The sequence below is a fragment of the Streptomyces colonosanans genome, from assembly GCF_001866645.1.
GTDB classification, from domain to species: Bacteria; Actinomycetota; Actinomycetes; order Streptomycetales; family Streptomycetaceae; genus Streptomyces; species Streptomyces colonosanans.
This window is the reverse complement of the sequence record NZ_MLYP01000008.1, coordinates 129,613-143,921: the sequence shown is the minus strand read 5'-3', so window position 1 is coordinate 143,921 and position 14,309 is coordinate 129,613. Positions and strand designations below refer to the sequence as shown.

The window sequence follows — 14,309 nt, the reverse complement described above, 5'->3', positions numbered from 1 at the left end:
GGCTGGGATGCACGGCGTCCGGACACCGGCGAAGCCCTCTGCCCCTGCGGGGGCGGAGGGCTTCGCCGTTCCGGTGCCCCGCCAGGCCCCGCCCCGGCCCCCATGGCCGGGCAAGACACCTCAGCTCACCGAGGCAAGAGCCAATTCACCTCGCTGACCAGCGGTCTTTTACTCTCTCTTGGGTGGAACCGTCAGCCCCCCGTTATGCTCCTAACTCTTACGGGGGGCAACACGTCCCGACGTCCTGAACCTTTCGATGGGTGCGGAGCATGATCGAGGCAGTCGGCCTGACGAAGCGCTATGGCGCCAAGACGGCCGTACACAACCTTTCTTTCCAGGTGCGGCCGGGTGCCGTCACCGGCTTCCTGGGGCCGAACGGCTCGGGCAAGTCGACGACCATGCGGATGATCCTCGGCCTGGACAACCCCACGTCCGGGCAGGTGACGATCGGCGGCTACCCCTACCGCAAGCTGCCGAACGCCTCGCGCCAGGTCGGCGCGCTGCTCGACGCCAAGGCCGTGCACGGCGGCCGGTCCGCCCGCAACCACCTGCTGAGCCTGGCCCAGCTCTCCGGCATCCCGGCCCGCCGCGTCGACGAGGTGCTCGGTGTGGTCGGCCTCCAGGGCGTGGCCGGGAAGCGGTCCAAGGGGTTCTCGCTCGGCATGGGCCAGCGGCTCGGTATCGCCGCCGCGCTCCTCGGCGACCCCCAGGTGCTCCTTTTCGACGAGCCGGTCAACGGCCTCGACCCCGAGGGCATCCTGTGGGTGCGCAATCTGATGAAGGCCCTCGCGGCGGAGGGCCGCACGGTCTTCGTCTCCTCCCATCTGATGAGCGAAATGGCGCTCACCGCCGACCACTTGATCGTGATCGGACGCGGGCAGCTGATGGCCGACATGAGCATCAAGGACTTCATCTCCGCCAACTCAGCGGACTTCGCGCGCGTCCGCACGCCCGGCACCGAGTCGCAGCAGCGGGAGAAGCTGACGACCGCGCTGACCGAGGCGGGCGGGCAGGTGCTGCCCGAGCAGGACGGCGCGCTGCGCGTCACCGGGCTGCCGTTGCCCCGCATCAGTGACATCGCGCACGAGGCCGACGTACGCCTGTGGGAACTGTCCCCGCACCAGGCCTCGTTGGAGGAGGCGTACATGCGGATGACACAGGGCGCCGTCGACTACCGCTCGACGATCGACCAGAAGGCCGGGCTCCAGCAGCCGCTGCCGCCCGGCGCGCAGCCCCCGATGCCGGTGCCGGGGCAGGGCCAGCCGGACTGGTACGCCCCGCCGCCGCCCCAGCAGGACGGGCAGCCGTTCGCGATGCCGGGGCAGCCGCCCGCGGGCCCGTACGGCGCCGCGGCGGCGCCCGTAGCGGCCGGGCAGCCCAACCCCTACGCGCAGCCCGCACCCATGGGCCAGGAGCAGACCCAGCCCGCCGCTCCGGCCGCGGCACCCGCGCCCCACCCCACCCCGACCGAGTCCGAGGACGCCCGATGAGCACGCCCCAGCCTCCGCTGCCGCAGGCCGCGCCCGCCTGGCAGGCGGAGACCGGTTCAGCCCACCCCGCCTACACCTCGCCGATCCCGGTCGTCCGCACCCACTTCGGGCACGCCCTCGCCTCCGAGTGGACGAAGATCAGGTCGCTGCGCTCCACGATGTGGACGCTCGGGGTCTTCGTCCTGCTGGTGCTCGGTATCGGGCTCGCCGCCGGTGCCATGGTCGCGAGCTCGCCTGCGGACATGCACGGCGACAGCCCGCTGCCCTTCGGCTTCTTCGGGCTGCTGATGGGCTGCATGTGCATCATCACGCTGGGCGTGCTCACCACGGCCTCGGAGTACGGCACCGGCATGATCCGCACCACGATGACGGTGTGCCCCAGCCGCGGGCGGGTGCTGGCGGCGAAGGCGACCGTGTTCTTCGTCCTCTCCTTCGTGATCACCCTGGTGTCCGCCTCGCTCGTCGCCTTCCTGCACGTCGCCATGTTGGAGGGCCACGGTGCCGGGACCCCCTCCGGCCAGGAGTGGCTGAAGGGCACGGTCGGCGTCAGCCTCTACATCGCGCTGCTCGGGCTGCTCTCGCTGGTGATCGGCTCGCTCGTGCGGCACTCCGCCGGCGCCATCACCATCATGATCGGGACGGTGCTCGCACCGCTGGTCATCGCGCTGTTCATGTTCGCGCAGTCCCTCGAGGGCGTGCGCCAGGCCTTGTTCGAGTACTCGATCCCGAGCCAGCTCAGCGTGTTCTACTCCACCTCTTTGACGGGTTCGGGCCCGTCCGGCTGGGATCCGCTGTGGATCATCCTGGGCGTGACGGCCGTCGCCTTCGCGGGTGCCTATCTGCTGCTGGAGAAGCGGGACGTGTAAGCCGGGTTCAGTACCTCGGCGCGTTTCGGGACCGCTGCACCCGTGTGGTGCGGCGGTCCTTGGCGTTCCAGCAGGCCTTGTGCCAGTGCCGCCGGTCGTCCACGCCCGCGTGCTCGGGCCAGGCCACCACGTGCGGGACGCCCGAGGGGATCACCTGGTCGCAGCCGGGGCAGCGGTAGGTCTTCCCCTGGGCGGCGGCGCCCACGACATGGCGCACGCTCCACTCCTCGCCCCGCCAGCTCTCGGTGACCTGCCGGCCGCCGTACCGCGGCGTGTCGTCGTCCTCGCCCCGACGGGACGAGTCGGCGCCCTTGGGTCGATTGCGACGCGGCGACACAGAACACCTCACAGGGCTGTACAGGGGGCGGGGCCGTATCCAGCGTACGCGGCCCCGCCAGGGGTGCGCGCACGTCACCGATTCCGACAAATCACCCTTCCCATCGGCACATTCTCCAGACAATCCGCAAATCCCGCCGTCACGCCGTGACTTGGGCACATGTCAGGCAGTTATGCCGGGTGGGGGAGCTCCGGGTCGGAGCCAGGAAAGCAGGAACTGCGATGCGCGTGGGAAGTTTTGTACTGGCCGCCCAGTTTCCGGGTCAGGGCCAGGGGGAGGCGCTGCACCGCGCGGTGCGGTCGGCCGAGGTCGCCGAGGAGGCGGGCCTGGACACGGTATGGCTGGCCGAGCACCACTTCGTGCCGTACGGGACATGCCCGTCGGCGATCACTCTGGCGGCGCTTCTGCTGGGCCGCACCCACCGGATCAGGGTCGGCACGGCGGTGAGCGTCCTGCCCACCCTCCATCCCGTGGCGCTCGGCGAGCAGGCCGCTCTGCTGCACCTCACCTCGGGCGGGCGCCTCTCGCTCGGGGTGGGGCGCGGCGGGCCGTGGGTGGACCTGGAGGTCTTCGGCTCGGGCCTCGAGGCGTACGAGACGGGGTTCCCGGAATCACTCGATCTACTGGTGCGCTGGCTGCGTCAACCGTCCGTCGCCGCCGCGGGGGAACGATTCAGCTTCCGTGAAGTCCCGGTCGTCCCCAGGCCGTCGGAGTCGCTCACCGACACCGAGGGACCCGAGGTCGTCGTCGCCTGCACCTCGCCGGCGAGCGTACGGCTGGCGGCCGATCGGGGGTTGCCGATGCTGCTCGGCATGCACATCGGGGACGAGGAGAAGGCCGAAATGATCGCGCTGTGGCGGCAGTACGCGCACGCGGCCGGGGTCGACACAGACGTGATCGCGGACGCCGGTCATGTCTCGGCCGGGGTCTGTCAGATCGCCGACCGGCGCACCGACGCGGTCGAGGCACTGACGAAGGCGATGCCGGCCTGGCTGAAACAGGGGCTCGACGCGCATATGACGGTCGACGGACGGGTCCGCGCGATGCGGGATCCACTGGCCTACACCGAACTGCTCTGCGGGCTGCACCCGGTGGGCACTCCGCGGCTGTGCGCCGACCGGCTCGCGGCGACCTCGGAGAGGACCGGAATCTCCCGTTTCGCCCTGCTCGTCGAGGGCTCCGGCGACCTCGCGGCGACGGAGGAGAACGTACGCAGGCTCGGCGCCGACGTACTCCCCCACCTCGACTGAGTGCGCCGGGGCACCGCCCACCGACGGGCTGCCGGCGGGAGCTTGCCGCTCCGGTACAGATGCACCTCCCGTGTACGGAGCGGCAAGCCGTGCGGCTTCGCCCGCGTCAGCAGTCGCGCAGTTCCGGCGACTGGTTGAGCAGCTGGTTACGGACCGAGGTGAAGCGGGCCAGTGTGTCGTCCACCGAGGAGTCCAGCGGGAACACGGCCACCCGGTGGCAGTTCTGGAAGGCCAGGCGGACTCCGAAGTGCCGCTGCAGGGCGCCGCGTATCGCGTCACTCGCAAGCGCACGCAGCAGCTGTCCACGTGCCTGCTCGTCCGGCGGGGGCGTCTGGTTGTCGGCGAACACTCCGCCGTCGACCTTCAGCTGAGCCACCAGGGAGCTGATCATCTCCCATGCGTAAGGCAGGGAGGTCCGGACGCAGTCGACGAAATCGGCTTCGTCGACCTCGCCTCGCTCGGCCTGTTCGAGTAGGGCCGGTGAGACGTCGAGCGACATGGGTTCTCCTCTCGCACCCCCGGACACCAGGGGCTGACGGACGTGGAAGGGAGTTCGCACTGTCGAACACGCTGCGTACACGCCGCACGACCTCCCGGTTACTACGGTATGCAACGGCCGGTGACGGCACCAGGAGAATGCGCACACAACGCGCTTTCACACTGCACACAACCGGCCACCAGTGAACTGGGGCAACCAGGGAGGAAACGGAGACCGAAGGGTTCGGGGAGTCTCTCGGTGAAGGACGGGCGGGTGGGGCCGGAGGGACTCGTAGAGCGGTCCGCGGGCCGGGCGGGCGACGTCTCACGAGGCCGAATCGCATCAGAGCGGGAGTGTCGAGTAGCGTTGCCGACCATGCGTCTCGTCATTGCCCGATGCTCCGTCGACTACGCGGGCCGTCTCACCGCCCACCTTCCCTCCGCGCCCCGTCTGATCCTGGTGAAGGCGGACGGCAGCGTCTCGATCCACGCGGACGACCGGGCCTACAAGCCCCTCAACTGGATGTCGCCGCCCTGCACCCTGAAGGAGGGCTCGGGCGACGAGGAGGGCGTCTGGACCGTCATCAACAAGGCGGGCGAGAAACTGATCATCACCATGGAGGAGATCCTCCACGACACCACGCACGAACTCGGCGTGGACCCCGGCCTGATCAAGGACGGCGTGGAAGCACACCTCCAGGAACTGCTCGCCGACCGCATCGAGACGCTCGGCGAGGGCTACACGCTCATCCGCCGGGAGTACATGACGGCGATCGGCCCGGTGGACATCCTGTGCCGGGACGCCGAGGGCCAGACCGTCGCCGTGGAGATCAAGCGGCGCGGTGAGATCGACGGTGTGGAACAGCTCACGCGTTACCTGGAACTCCTGAACCGCGATCCCCACCTCGCCCCGGTCCGCGGCATCTTCGCGGCCCAGGAGATCAAGCCCCAGGCCCGCGTCCTGGCCACCGACCGCGGCATCGGCTGCACGATCCTGGACTACGACGCGCTGCGGGGCATCGAGGACGACAAGCTGCGCCTGTTCTGAAAGGCGCTACGCAGACGGAAGGGCCGGGTCCGAATGACGGACCCGGCCCTTCTCGATCACCTGACCGTCAGATCACCGGAGCCGAACCGCGCGGCGTCCCCGCACCGGAGCTTCCCGGCGCGCTCGCCGAACTGCCGGCCGTGGCCGGGGCGCTGGAGGCCGGGCCGCTGGCCGTGGCCGGGCCGCCGGCCGAGTTGGACGCGGGCGGCGTGAGCGATTCCGTCGGCGGCGGCTCCGAGGAACCGGGTGGCGTCACCGGCGGGGTGGACGGCGGGGTGGTCGGCGGCTTCGTGGTCGTCGTCGGCTTGGGCGGCTTGGACGTGGGTGACGTGGTGGTGGGCGGCTTCGACACGGGCGGCTTGGAATCGGACGTCGACGTCGGTTTCGGCGGGGTCGTCGTCCCCTGCGTGCCCGTCGGGTCGCCCGAGGGGCCGCTGCCGGTGTCGCTCGGCGTCGGGGCGCCCGGGGTGCCGCTCGTGCCGTTCGTGCTGCTCGTTCCCGAAGGCTTCGGCGCCGGGACACCGGCCACGCCCGGGCCGCCCGATCCGCCGCCCCCGTTCGCCTTGTCCGCGCCGAGGCTGCCGTCGTCCGTGCTCTGGCTCGCGGAGGGGCCCACACCGATCTTCTCGGACGGGGTGTCGCTGCCGTTGCCCGAGGTCATGCCGAGCGTCACGACGGTCCCCAGCACGGCTGCCAGCACCACCCCGGCGCCCGCGGCCACCAGGTTCCGCCGGGTGCCCTTCACCACACTGCGGATGCCACCGGCCTTGGGCGCCGGCTCGGCCACGGCCTGGTGTGTCACCAGCGTCGCGGGGTCGCCGATCGGTTCGGACAGCCCGAAGCCCGCCGGTACACCGCCGGGCGGCGACGCCGACTCCTCGTGCCGCGCGTCCGGCACCTCCTCGCCCGCCGCCGTACGCCCGCCGAGCGGCGTGGCACCGGAGCGGTCGGCGACCAGGGCGAGAGCACGCCGTCCGGCGACCGTGCCGCGCTTGTCGGCGAGGGCGCCGCGCAGCCCGATGGAGGCCTCCAGTTCGGCGCGAGCCCTCTCGAGTTGGCCGGAGCACAGCGCGAGGATGCCCAACTCGTGGTGGAAGTAGGCCTGTTCGCCCACCTCTCCGGCAAGCCGGGACGCCTCCACACCGAAGCGCAGCGCCCGCTCCCAGGCGGCCCAGTGGAGCCCCGCGGCGAATGCGGGCGTGGCCTGCCGGGCCAGTCGTACGGCCGCGCTCTCCTCGTCCTCGGCGGGCAGTGCCGTGAGAGGCACCACGACCGCCAGCGCGGCCAGCACGGCGTCCGCCTCCGCCGAGACCCGTTCCGAGGTGACCGAGGGGTGCCCGGCCCACCAGGCGTAGTGCTGGGCGGCCTTGAGCACGTACTCCTCGGCGCCGGTCGCGTACCCGGCGGCCTCCAGCTGCATCTGCACCCCGGCCGCGAGCCGGTAGCGGGAGCCCACCGGGGAGACCAGCGCGCAGTCGACGAGTTCGGCGAGCGCCGCGTCCGCGTGGGTGTCGTCGACGAGGGCCGGCAGATGGGTCTGGTGGGGCACCTCGCCGCCGAGCGCGACCGCGAACTTGAGCGTCTCGCGTGCCGAGGGGCTCAGCTTGGAGGCGAGCAGCGGGGCGGGCGCGGCGGCCTCGGCGAGCGACGGCAGCGGTACCTCGTGCCCGTCCCCGGCGTCGGAGGGCGCGTCCACGGCACTGTCCTCGAAGACGCCGAACTCGTCGAAGGCGTCGGCGTTTTCACGCCGCTGGTCGCGCTGCCGCAGCAGCGCCCCGGCCTGCAGGAAACGCAGCGGCAGGCCCTCGGACTCGAACCACAGGTCGCCCGCCCACTGCGTCTCCTCCTCGGTGAGGTCGCGGCCCACGGCGCGCTCCAGGAGCTCGAGACCACCGGCGCGGTCGAGTCCGCCGAGGAACACCTCCTCGACGAGCGAGTCCGCGGAGGGGGCCGGAGCGTCGGGTGTGGCCGACAGCAGGAAGGCGCACTCGGGGGTCGCGTCGAGCAGCTCGTCGAGCGCGCTGCCGCCGAGTTCCAGGTCGTCGAGGACGACGACGGCACCGATCCCGCGCACGTACAGGAGCAGCTCGTCCCGTTCGGGGCGGTACAGGGGTGCGTGGTAGACGGCAGTGAAGAGGTCGTACAGGAGGTCGCTCGCGGTGCGCCGGTAGCCGCAGAGGCGGACCACGCCGTCGGGTGCGAGGTCCGCGCAGTCGTCGGCGACGACGTCCAGGAGCGCGCTGCGGCCGGAGCCGGAGGGTCCGGTGAGGCAGACCGAGCGGCCGCGCGCCAGCAGCCGTACGAGCCGCTCGCGTTCGTCCTGGCGCTCCAGCAGCGGCAGCCGCGGCCGTGAGTGCCCGGGCGGAACGGGCGGCCGACCCGCATGGGCGAGTTCGGCCCGCTCGGCGGTGGTGTGCTTGCGAGGACGCACGGGCCGCTGTCCGGGCGGGCCGGCCTCGATCTCGCTGCCGTCGACGGGATTGACGGTGAGCAGGAAGTCGCCCGACGTGAGCTGCACGGTGCGAGCGAGTGCCGGTGCCGGTTGTACGAAGTCCGGTGTGACGGAGTCCCGCGGCTGGCGCGGCGTGTCGCGGGCGCCGTCGTGGCCGTACTCCTCGGGTTCCCGGGTGTTCGGGTCCATAGGTCCAAGCCCCCCAAAAGCGTCGTGTGCCTGAGCCCCTCCCGGCCTTGCTGCACACTTCGCTGTCGCTTCTGGTCCGGTGCCCGCTCGAGGGTTTCGGGCGGCGGGCAGCCGAACCCTAAACCTTCGCACAGTATCTCCGACAAGCCGGGGTACCGCGCCGCCCGAGACGTCACAGTCTCGTGAGGATTGCGCCCGACATGCGTTTCGTGGCGTTCACACGTGTGAAGCCGCGCCCCCGTACCGGCCCGTCACACCCGGGGCAGGGACTCCACCCCGATGCCGCCCTCGATGGCCAGGATCCGGTGCAGCCGGGTGGCCACCAGCAGGCGCTGCATCTGCGGTGGCACGTCACGCAGCACCAGCCGCCGGCCGCACCGCCCGGCCCGCCGGTGGACCCCCATGATCACCCCGAGCCCCGTGGCGTCCCAGGAGTCCAGTTCGGACAGATCGAGCACCAGGTCGCCGGCTCCGTCGTCGACGGCCGAGTGCAGGACTGTACGGGCGTCCGCCGCGCTGTGGACGTCGAGGCGGCCCCCGACGACCAGCTCGGCGTGGTCGCCCCTGATGTGCATATGCGCTCCCCGTGAGTGCGTTGTCGTACTCCGCGTTGTGGTTGTGCAACATCTGACTGCCCCCAGGGCAATCAGGTTGCCGTCTGTGAGCGAATCGATACCGAATTCACCCCCGGAGGTGACACCTTCGGGGGTGTGCGGTGTCAGATCAGTACGAGTAGAAGCCCTGCCCGCTCTTGCGGCCGATGTCACCGGCGTCCACCATCCGGCGCATCAGCTCCGGCGGAGCGAACTTCTCGTCCTGGGACTCCGTGTAGATGTTGCCGGTGGCGTGCAGCAGGATGTCGACACCGGTGAGGTCGGCGGTGGCCAGAGGCCCCATGGCGTGGCCGAAGCCCAGCTTGCAGGCGAGGTCGATGTCCTCGGCGGTGGCCACGCCCGACTCGTACAGCTTGGTGGCCTCCACGACGAGCGCCGAGATGAGGCGGGTCGTCACGAATCCGGCGACGTCGCGGTTGACGACGATGCAGGTCTTGCCGACGGACTCGGCGAACTCCCGGGCGGTGGCGAGGGCTTCGCCGCTCGTCTTGTAGCCGCGGACCAGTTCGACGAGCTTCATCATCGGCACCGGCGAGAAGAAGTGCACGCCGACGACCCGCTCCGGGCGCTCGGTGGCCGCCGCGATCTTGGTGATCGGAATGGCGGAGGTGTTGGACGCCAGCACGGTGTCCTCGCGGACGATCTTGTCGAGGGTCCGGAAGATCTCGTGCTTGACCTCCAGCTTCTCGAAGACGGCCTCGACGACGATGTCCGCGTCGGCGGCGGCGGCGAGGTCGGTGGTCGACGTGATGCGGGCGAGCGCCTCCTCGGCGTCGCGCGCCTCCATCTTGCCCTTGCTCACGAACTTGTCGTACGAGGCCTTGATGGCGTCCGTGCCGCGCGTCAGCGCTTCGTCCGTGACGTCGCGCAGGACGACGTCCCAGCCGGCCTGGGCGGATACCTGGGCGATGCCGGAACCCATGAGTCCGGCTCCGATGACGGCAAGCTTCCGTGCCACTGTGCGACTCCCCTGACGCGCTGTTTATGTATGCCTCTCCGGCGGACCTTAGCGCCCGTAAGGAGCCTTGTGACCGGTTAGTAACGCGCGTCACGGTCTCGCATGACGGACATCACACCGTCCCGGGTCACGGGGCGGCACGAACGGCGTAGTTGAGCACCTTCTCGCTCAACAGCTCCTCGATGTCGTCGAGGAGGACGAGCACCTCCCGGGACACTTCGGCCGGCTCGCGCCCGGCGAGCATCTCGCGGCCGATGGTGACGAAGACCGCCTGGTGGATCCAGCAGATCTGCCCGGCCATCAGATCCGGCAGCGGGCCCTCTTCGGCAGCACCGGTCTCCTCGCGCAGGGCAGCCACCACGTTGTCGTGGATCTCCTGCTGCAGGCTCCACAGCCGGGAACGCAGCGGCGGCGCCTCATGAATGACCCGCATGAAACGGTCATATCCGACCATGAGGCCCACGCGGGGCGAGACGGCCTCGACCTCACCACGCAGCTCACGCAGGACGGCGCGCGCGGCGGACTCCCCCGCGTCCCGGCCGCGGATCCAGCGGGCGAGCCGGTCGACCATGCCGGCGGAGCGGTCGAAGAAGAGGTCCTCCTTGGCCGGGAAGTAGTTGTAGACGGTGTTGACGGAGACGTCCGCGGCGTCCGCGACCTCGGCCATCGTCACGGCGTCGAAGCCGCGTTCCAGGAACAACCCTGTGGCGACATCCGAGATGTGCTGCCGGGTCTGCCGTTTCTTCCGCTCCCTGAGCCCCTCAGCCATGCTCCGATCCTAACTTCGCTGGGCCGCCTGAAAACTTGGAGTCATTGCAAAATTTCAGCGACTCTGTTTTTCTGGTGTCATGGCAGCAGTCATCAGCACGGCGGGCCTCGCCCGCACCTTCCAGACCAAAGCCGGCCCCGTCGAGGCCGTACGCGGCATCGACCTCACCGTCCGCGAGGGCGAGATCCTCGGCCTCCTCGGACCCAACGGCGCCGGCAAGACGACCACCCTGCGGATGCTCACCACCCTGCTGAAGCCCACCGGCGGCACGGCCACAGTCGCGGGCTGCGACCTGACGGCGGACCCGGTCGGAGTGCGACGGGCGTGCGGCTACGTCGCACAGTCGGGCGGGACGGACCCGCAGATCACCGTGCGGGAGGAGCTGGTCACCCAGGGCCGGATGTACCGCCTGTCGAAGGCCGAGGCGCGCACCCGCGCCGAGGAGCTCGCCCGCGACCTGGACCTGACCGGGCTGCTCGACCGGAAGACGGGCGCCCTGTCCGGCGGGCAGCGGCGCCGCCTGGACATCGCGATGGCGCTCACGCACCGCCCGAAGGTGCTGTTCCTGGACGAGCCGACGACCGGCCTCGATCCCGGCAGCCGCGCCGACCTGTGGGAGCTGGTCCGCCGCCTGCGCGACGAGAACGGCACGACGGTCTTCCTGACCACCCATTACCTGGACGAGGCGGACGCCCTCTCCGACCGACTGGTCGTCGTCGACCAGGGCGTGGTCGTGGCAGAGGGCACTCCCAGCGCACTCAAGCTGGAGCACGCCGGCTCGATCGACGCCTCGCTCCAGGACACCTTCCTCGCCATCACCGGCCGCGGCCCCGCCCCCGCCGACACCATCCCCGTAGCCGTATAGGACAACCGGAATGCTTCTCCATGACACGGCCCTCATCTACGGCCGTTATCTGCGCCAGTCCCTGCGCTCCCGCTTCGCGCTGCTCTTCGGCGTGCTGATGCCGCTGCTGTACCTGCTGTTCTTCGGCCCCCTGCTGACCCACCTGCCGCTGGGCACGCGCGGCAGCTCCTGGCAGGTCCTCGTCCCCGGCCTGCTGCTCCAACTTGGCTTGTTCGGTGCGTCGTTCGCCGGGTTCATGATCATCGTCGAGAAGGGCCAGGGCGTGGTGGAGCGCATGCGGGTCACGCCCGTGAGCCGGCTCGCGCTGCTGCTCGGCCGGGTACTGCGGGACGCCACCGTGTTCGTGTTCCAGGCGGTGCTGCTGGTCCTGGCGGCAGTGGCGATGGGCCTCAGGGCCCCGCTGCCCGGGGTCCTGATCGGCTTCGCGTTCGTCGCGCTGCTGACGATCTCACTGGCCTCGCTGTCCTACGCGCTGGCGATGAACGTGCGCACCCCGCAGGAGTTCGGCCCGGTGATCAACGCGCTGACCATGCCGTCCATGCTGCTGTCCGGCCTGATGCTGCCGATGACCCTCGGCCCGGCCTGGCTGGACGTGCTCTCCCACTTCACCCCGTTCCGCTATCTCGTGGATGCGGTGCGCGACGCGTTCGTCGGCTCCTACGCGACCACGCACATGCTGTACGGCGTGCTGGTGGCCGTCGGTTTCACCGCGCTGTCACTACTGGTGGGCACGCGGGTGTTCCGTACGACCGGGGCGTGACGCCGGCCTTCTCAGAGCGACGGAGGCTGTCCGCACGGGCAGCCGCGTCCGCGTCGGAGGCTCGAAGGAGTCACTGGGCCGCGAGGACCTCTTTCGCGATCTGAAGCTCCGAGACCGCTCCCGGCGGTGTGGCCACGCGGAACGGCTTACCGAAGCCGCTGAACGACTCATCGAGGTCCTTGGCCGGGTGCGTGACCTGCAGGAGGAACGGAGTGCCCTCGGCGGCGATGTGGAACTCCAGCGTCCCCTCCTCACGCCTGTACGTGATCGTGGTGGCGGGTTGCCCCTGTACCACCCCCGACCGCTGCGTCGGGGTTGCCTCGGCGAGTTCGTCCAGGGACGGCATACGTTTCTCCAGCCAGGTCCGCCGGGTCTTCGACTCACACATGTCACGCATGGTCTTGTAGGCAGTGGTGTTGCGCTTCACCCACCGGTCAGCCATCACCTCCACGCGTACCGGGTCCTCCTTGGCATCGGGCGCCATCCTGAGCGCTTCCTTGCTGCCTCGCGAGTAGAGCGCCGATGAGGTGACGACGAAGTCGAGGGACCCCGTGCCCTTTCGGACGTGTGCCTCGCATTCCGCTCTGCCACCGCGCACAGCGCTGCGCAGGACAGTTGTCCCCTCGGTTTTCTTCCGCCGGGTCGAGATGAGGTAATCCTGATCGAACGTCACGTCAAGGGCCTTGCTGATGAGTCCGGCGGCCTGGGCACCGCGCGACCCGCCACTGTCCGATGACGCGGACTTACTGGCTGCCGGCCGCTTCGAGCTGTCTGCCTTGCCGCTGTCATCCGCTTCGTCGGCGCCGGTGCCGCATCCGGCCAGTGTGATGAGTGCGACGGTAGCGGCCACGGTGGCCGTCGTCGACCTTCGAGCACGCCAGCCTGGCGTGCCGGTGGTGCTTGGCATCAAGTTCCCCCCTGGGAGCACAGCAGATGGTGGATCCATGATCCACCATGCAGCGTGCCCCTGGGGGACCAGTCCGAGCAGGGACCCAAGCGGTGGGCGCGATGGGCACGATTGGAGGGTTTGTGCCACTGCCGGAGCCTCTCACCAGCGGTTCTGCCTCCGCCCGCTGGCACAAACCCTCCAATTGGCCACTGGTCAGCCAACCCCGCAGGCGACTCCTCCGGCCGATTCCAGGAACGCCGCCCAGGCGGCGGGCGCGACGGTGACGTGCGGCGCGGCGGGGTTCTTGGAGTCGCGGAGGTGGATGGCGGTGGGGTGGGTGGATACCTCTACGCACTGGCCGCCTTCGCTACCGCTGTAGCTGGACTTGCGCCAGTTGTAGGCGACTTCGAGGCACTGGCCTCCCTCGTCGCCGCTGTAGCTGGACTTGAACCACTCGAGTGCGGTGCCGCTCATGACTCCCCCAGAAGACGGTCCAACAAGTCCCTCGTGTCCTCGGTGTTGAGGGCCTGCGTCCGCAGCATCGCATACTTCTGGGTCAGGATCCCCACCTCGTCACGATCGGCGATCAGTTGGCTGCCGCGCTGCGTTTCGGTGTAGGCGAGCCGCTGGTATTCGGGCGTCTCCAGGAGGACGAACGGCCCGTCGAGACCGGCGTGAGAGGTGCGGCCGAGCGGCAGGATCTGCAGGGTGAGGCCGGGCATGTCGGCGTACTCACGGAGCTTCAGTACCTGCTCGACGTACACCTCCTTCCCGCCCAAGTGGTCCCGCAGCACCGCCTCCCAGATCACGAAGCTCGTGGTCGGTGGCACCTTGCGGTGCAGAATCTCCTGACGGGCCATACGCGCCGCGACAAGCTGCTCGATCTTGTCCTCGTCGTAAACCGGAACGCGACTGCGGAAGACCGCCCGCGCGTACTCTTCGGTCTGGAGCTGGCCAGGCACGGCCAGGGTGTCGTACACGGAGATGGCGATAGCCTCCCGCTCCCGGTCCAGGAACTCCTCCGCCCACAGCGGTACGAGATCCACCTCCGGCATGTACTTCAATGCCTCACTCAACGCGCCCTTCGTGCCCAGGAGTTCGTCGAGCTGCTCAGCGAGATCCGGCTTCAGGGGCCGTCGACCCTGCTCGATGGAGGCAATCTGCTGCTCGCTGACGAAGAACCGCTCGGCCAGCGACCGCTGGGTGTACCCGGCGGCCTCGCGAAAGACGGCGAGCAGCGCGCCCACCATCTTCATCGCCGAGGCGTTCCTGCGTGTCCGTGACCGTGTAGTGGTGCCCATGCGGCAGAACTCCCCACCAGCGTGCTTACGTTCACCGGCGCGTA

The 14,309-nt window shown here is 70.0% G+C and carries 15 protein-coding genes; 6 read left to right on the top strand and 9 right to left on the bottom strand.

Annotation, left to right across the window (positions count from 1 at the left end):
• The first annotated feature begins 269 nt into the window (after positions 1 to 269).
• Positions 270 to 1,490, top strand: a complete 1,221-nt coding sequence (locus BIV24_RS04445) for an ABC transporter ATP-binding protein (RefSeq protein ID WP_071364799.1) — start codon at positions 270 to 272, stop codon at positions 1,488 to 1,490.
• Complete coding sequence (locus tag BIV24_RS04440; protein ID WP_071364798.1) at positions 1,487 to 2,356, top strand: ABC transporter permease; 870 nt, start codon at positions 1,487 to 1,489, stop codon at positions 2,354 to 2,356. The genes BIV24_RS04445 and BIV24_RS04440 overlap by 4 nt, the downstream gene beginning before the upstream one ends.
• Before the next feature lie 7 nt (positions 2,357 to 2,363).
• On the opposite strand, the gene BIV24_RS04435 is transcribed toward BIV24_RS04440, so the two are convergent.
• Complete coding sequence (locus BIV24_RS04435) at positions 2,364 to 2,693, bottom strand: ATP/GTP-binding protein (protein ID WP_071364797.1); 330 nt, start codon at positions 2,691 to 2,693, stop codon at positions 2,364 to 2,366.
• A 221-nt stretch (positions 2,694 to 2,914) separates the two neighbouring features.
• Between BIV24_RS04435 and BIV24_RS04430 the strand changes: the two genes are divergently transcribed.
• Complete coding sequence (locus BIV24_RS04430) at positions 2,915 to 3,943, top strand: LLM class flavin-dependent oxidoreductase (protein WP_071364796.1); 1,029 nt, start codon at positions 2,915 to 2,917, stop codon at positions 3,941 to 3,943.
• A 106-nt stretch (positions 3,944 to 4,049) separates the two neighbouring features.
• Here BIV24_RS04430 and BIV24_RS04425 read toward each other — a convergent pair whose 3' ends face one another.
• Positions 4,050 to 4,442, bottom strand: coding sequence for an SCO5389 family protein (locus BIV24_RS04425; protein ID WP_071364795.1), 393 nt, complete (start codon positions 4,440 to 4,442; stop codon positions 4,050 to 4,052).
• A gap of 354 nt (positions 4,443 to 4,796) precedes the next feature.
• Here BIV24_RS04425 and nucS point away from each other — a divergent pair, with 354 nt between their 5' ends.
• Positions 4,797 to 5,468, top strand: coding sequence for an endonuclease NucS (gene nucS / locus BIV24_RS04420; protein WP_071364794.1), 672 nt, complete (start codon positions 4,797 to 4,799; stop codon positions 5,466 to 5,468).
• Positions 5,469 to 5,535: 67 nt separating this feature from the next.
• Here the strand turns inward: nucS and BIV24_RS04415 are convergent, their stop codons facing one another.
• From BIV24_RS04415 to BIV24_RS04400, 4 genes are all read right to left on the bottom strand, one after another.
• Positions 5,536 to 8,109: an ATP-binding protein gene (locus BIV24_RS04415; RefSeq protein WP_071364793.1), complete on the bottom strand. Its 2,574-nt coding sequence runs from the start codon at positions 8,107 to 8,109 to the stop codon at positions 5,536 to 5,538.
• A 251-nt stretch (positions 8,110 to 8,360) separates the two neighbouring features.
• Entirely contained in the window at positions 8,361 to 8,684 is a 324-nt protein-coding gene (locus tag BIV24_RS04410; RefSeq protein WP_071364792.1) for an STAS domain-containing protein, read from the bottom strand.
• Between the two features lie 148 nt (positions 8,685 to 8,832).
• Positions 8,833 to 9,681, bottom strand: coding sequence for a 3-hydroxyacyl-CoA dehydrogenase family protein (locus BIV24_RS04405; protein WP_071364791.1), 849 nt, complete (start codon positions 9,679 to 9,681; stop codon positions 8,833 to 8,835).
• Between the two features lie 127 nt (positions 9,682 to 9,808).
• The gene (locus BIV24_RS04400) at positions 9,809 to 10,450 is read right to left on the bottom strand and encodes a TetR/AcrR family transcriptional regulator (protein ID WP_071364790.1); all 642 of its coding nucleotides are present in this window, start codon (positions 10,448 to 10,450) and stop codon (positions 9,809 to 9,811) included.
• Positions 10,451 to 10,529: 79 nt separating this feature from the next.
• Here BIV24_RS04400 and BIV24_RS04395 point away from each other — a divergent pair, with 79 nt between their 5' ends.
• A complete protein-coding gene (locus tag BIV24_RS04395; protein WP_071364789.1) occupies positions 10,530 to 11,315 on the top strand; it encodes an ABC transporter ATP-binding protein in 786 nt (261 codons plus the stop codon).
• 10 nt (positions 11,316 to 11,325) lie between these two features.
• Positions 11,326 to 12,075, top strand: a complete 750-nt coding sequence (locus BIV24_RS04390; protein WP_071364788.1) for an ABC transporter permease — start codon at positions 11,326 to 11,328, stop codon at positions 12,073 to 12,075.
• 70 nt (positions 12,076 to 12,145) lie between these two features.
• Here BIV24_RS04390 and BIV24_RS33800 read toward each other — a convergent pair whose 3' ends face one another.
• From BIV24_RS33800 to BIV24_RS04375, 3 genes are all read right to left on the bottom strand, one after another.
• Positions 12,146 to 12,559: a hypothetical protein gene (locus BIV24_RS33800; protein WP_143064559.1), complete on the bottom strand. Its 414-nt coding sequence runs from the start codon at positions 12,557 to 12,559 to the stop codon at positions 12,146 to 12,148.
• A gap of 618 nt (positions 12,560 to 13,177) precedes the next feature.
• On the bottom strand, positions 13,178 to 13,438 hold the full coding sequence (locus tag BIV24_RS04380) for a DUF397 domain-containing protein (protein ID WP_071364786.1): 261 nt from the start codon (positions 13,436 to 13,438) through the stop codon (positions 13,178 to 13,180).
• Entirely contained in the window at positions 13,435 to 14,265 is an 831-nt protein-coding gene (locus tag BIV24_RS04375) for a helix-turn-helix domain-containing protein (RefSeq protein ID WP_071364785.1), read from the bottom strand. Before BIV24_RS04375 ends, BIV24_RS04380 begins: the two co-directional genes overlap by 4 nt.
• Positions 14,266 to 14,309: the final 44 nt, after the last annotated feature.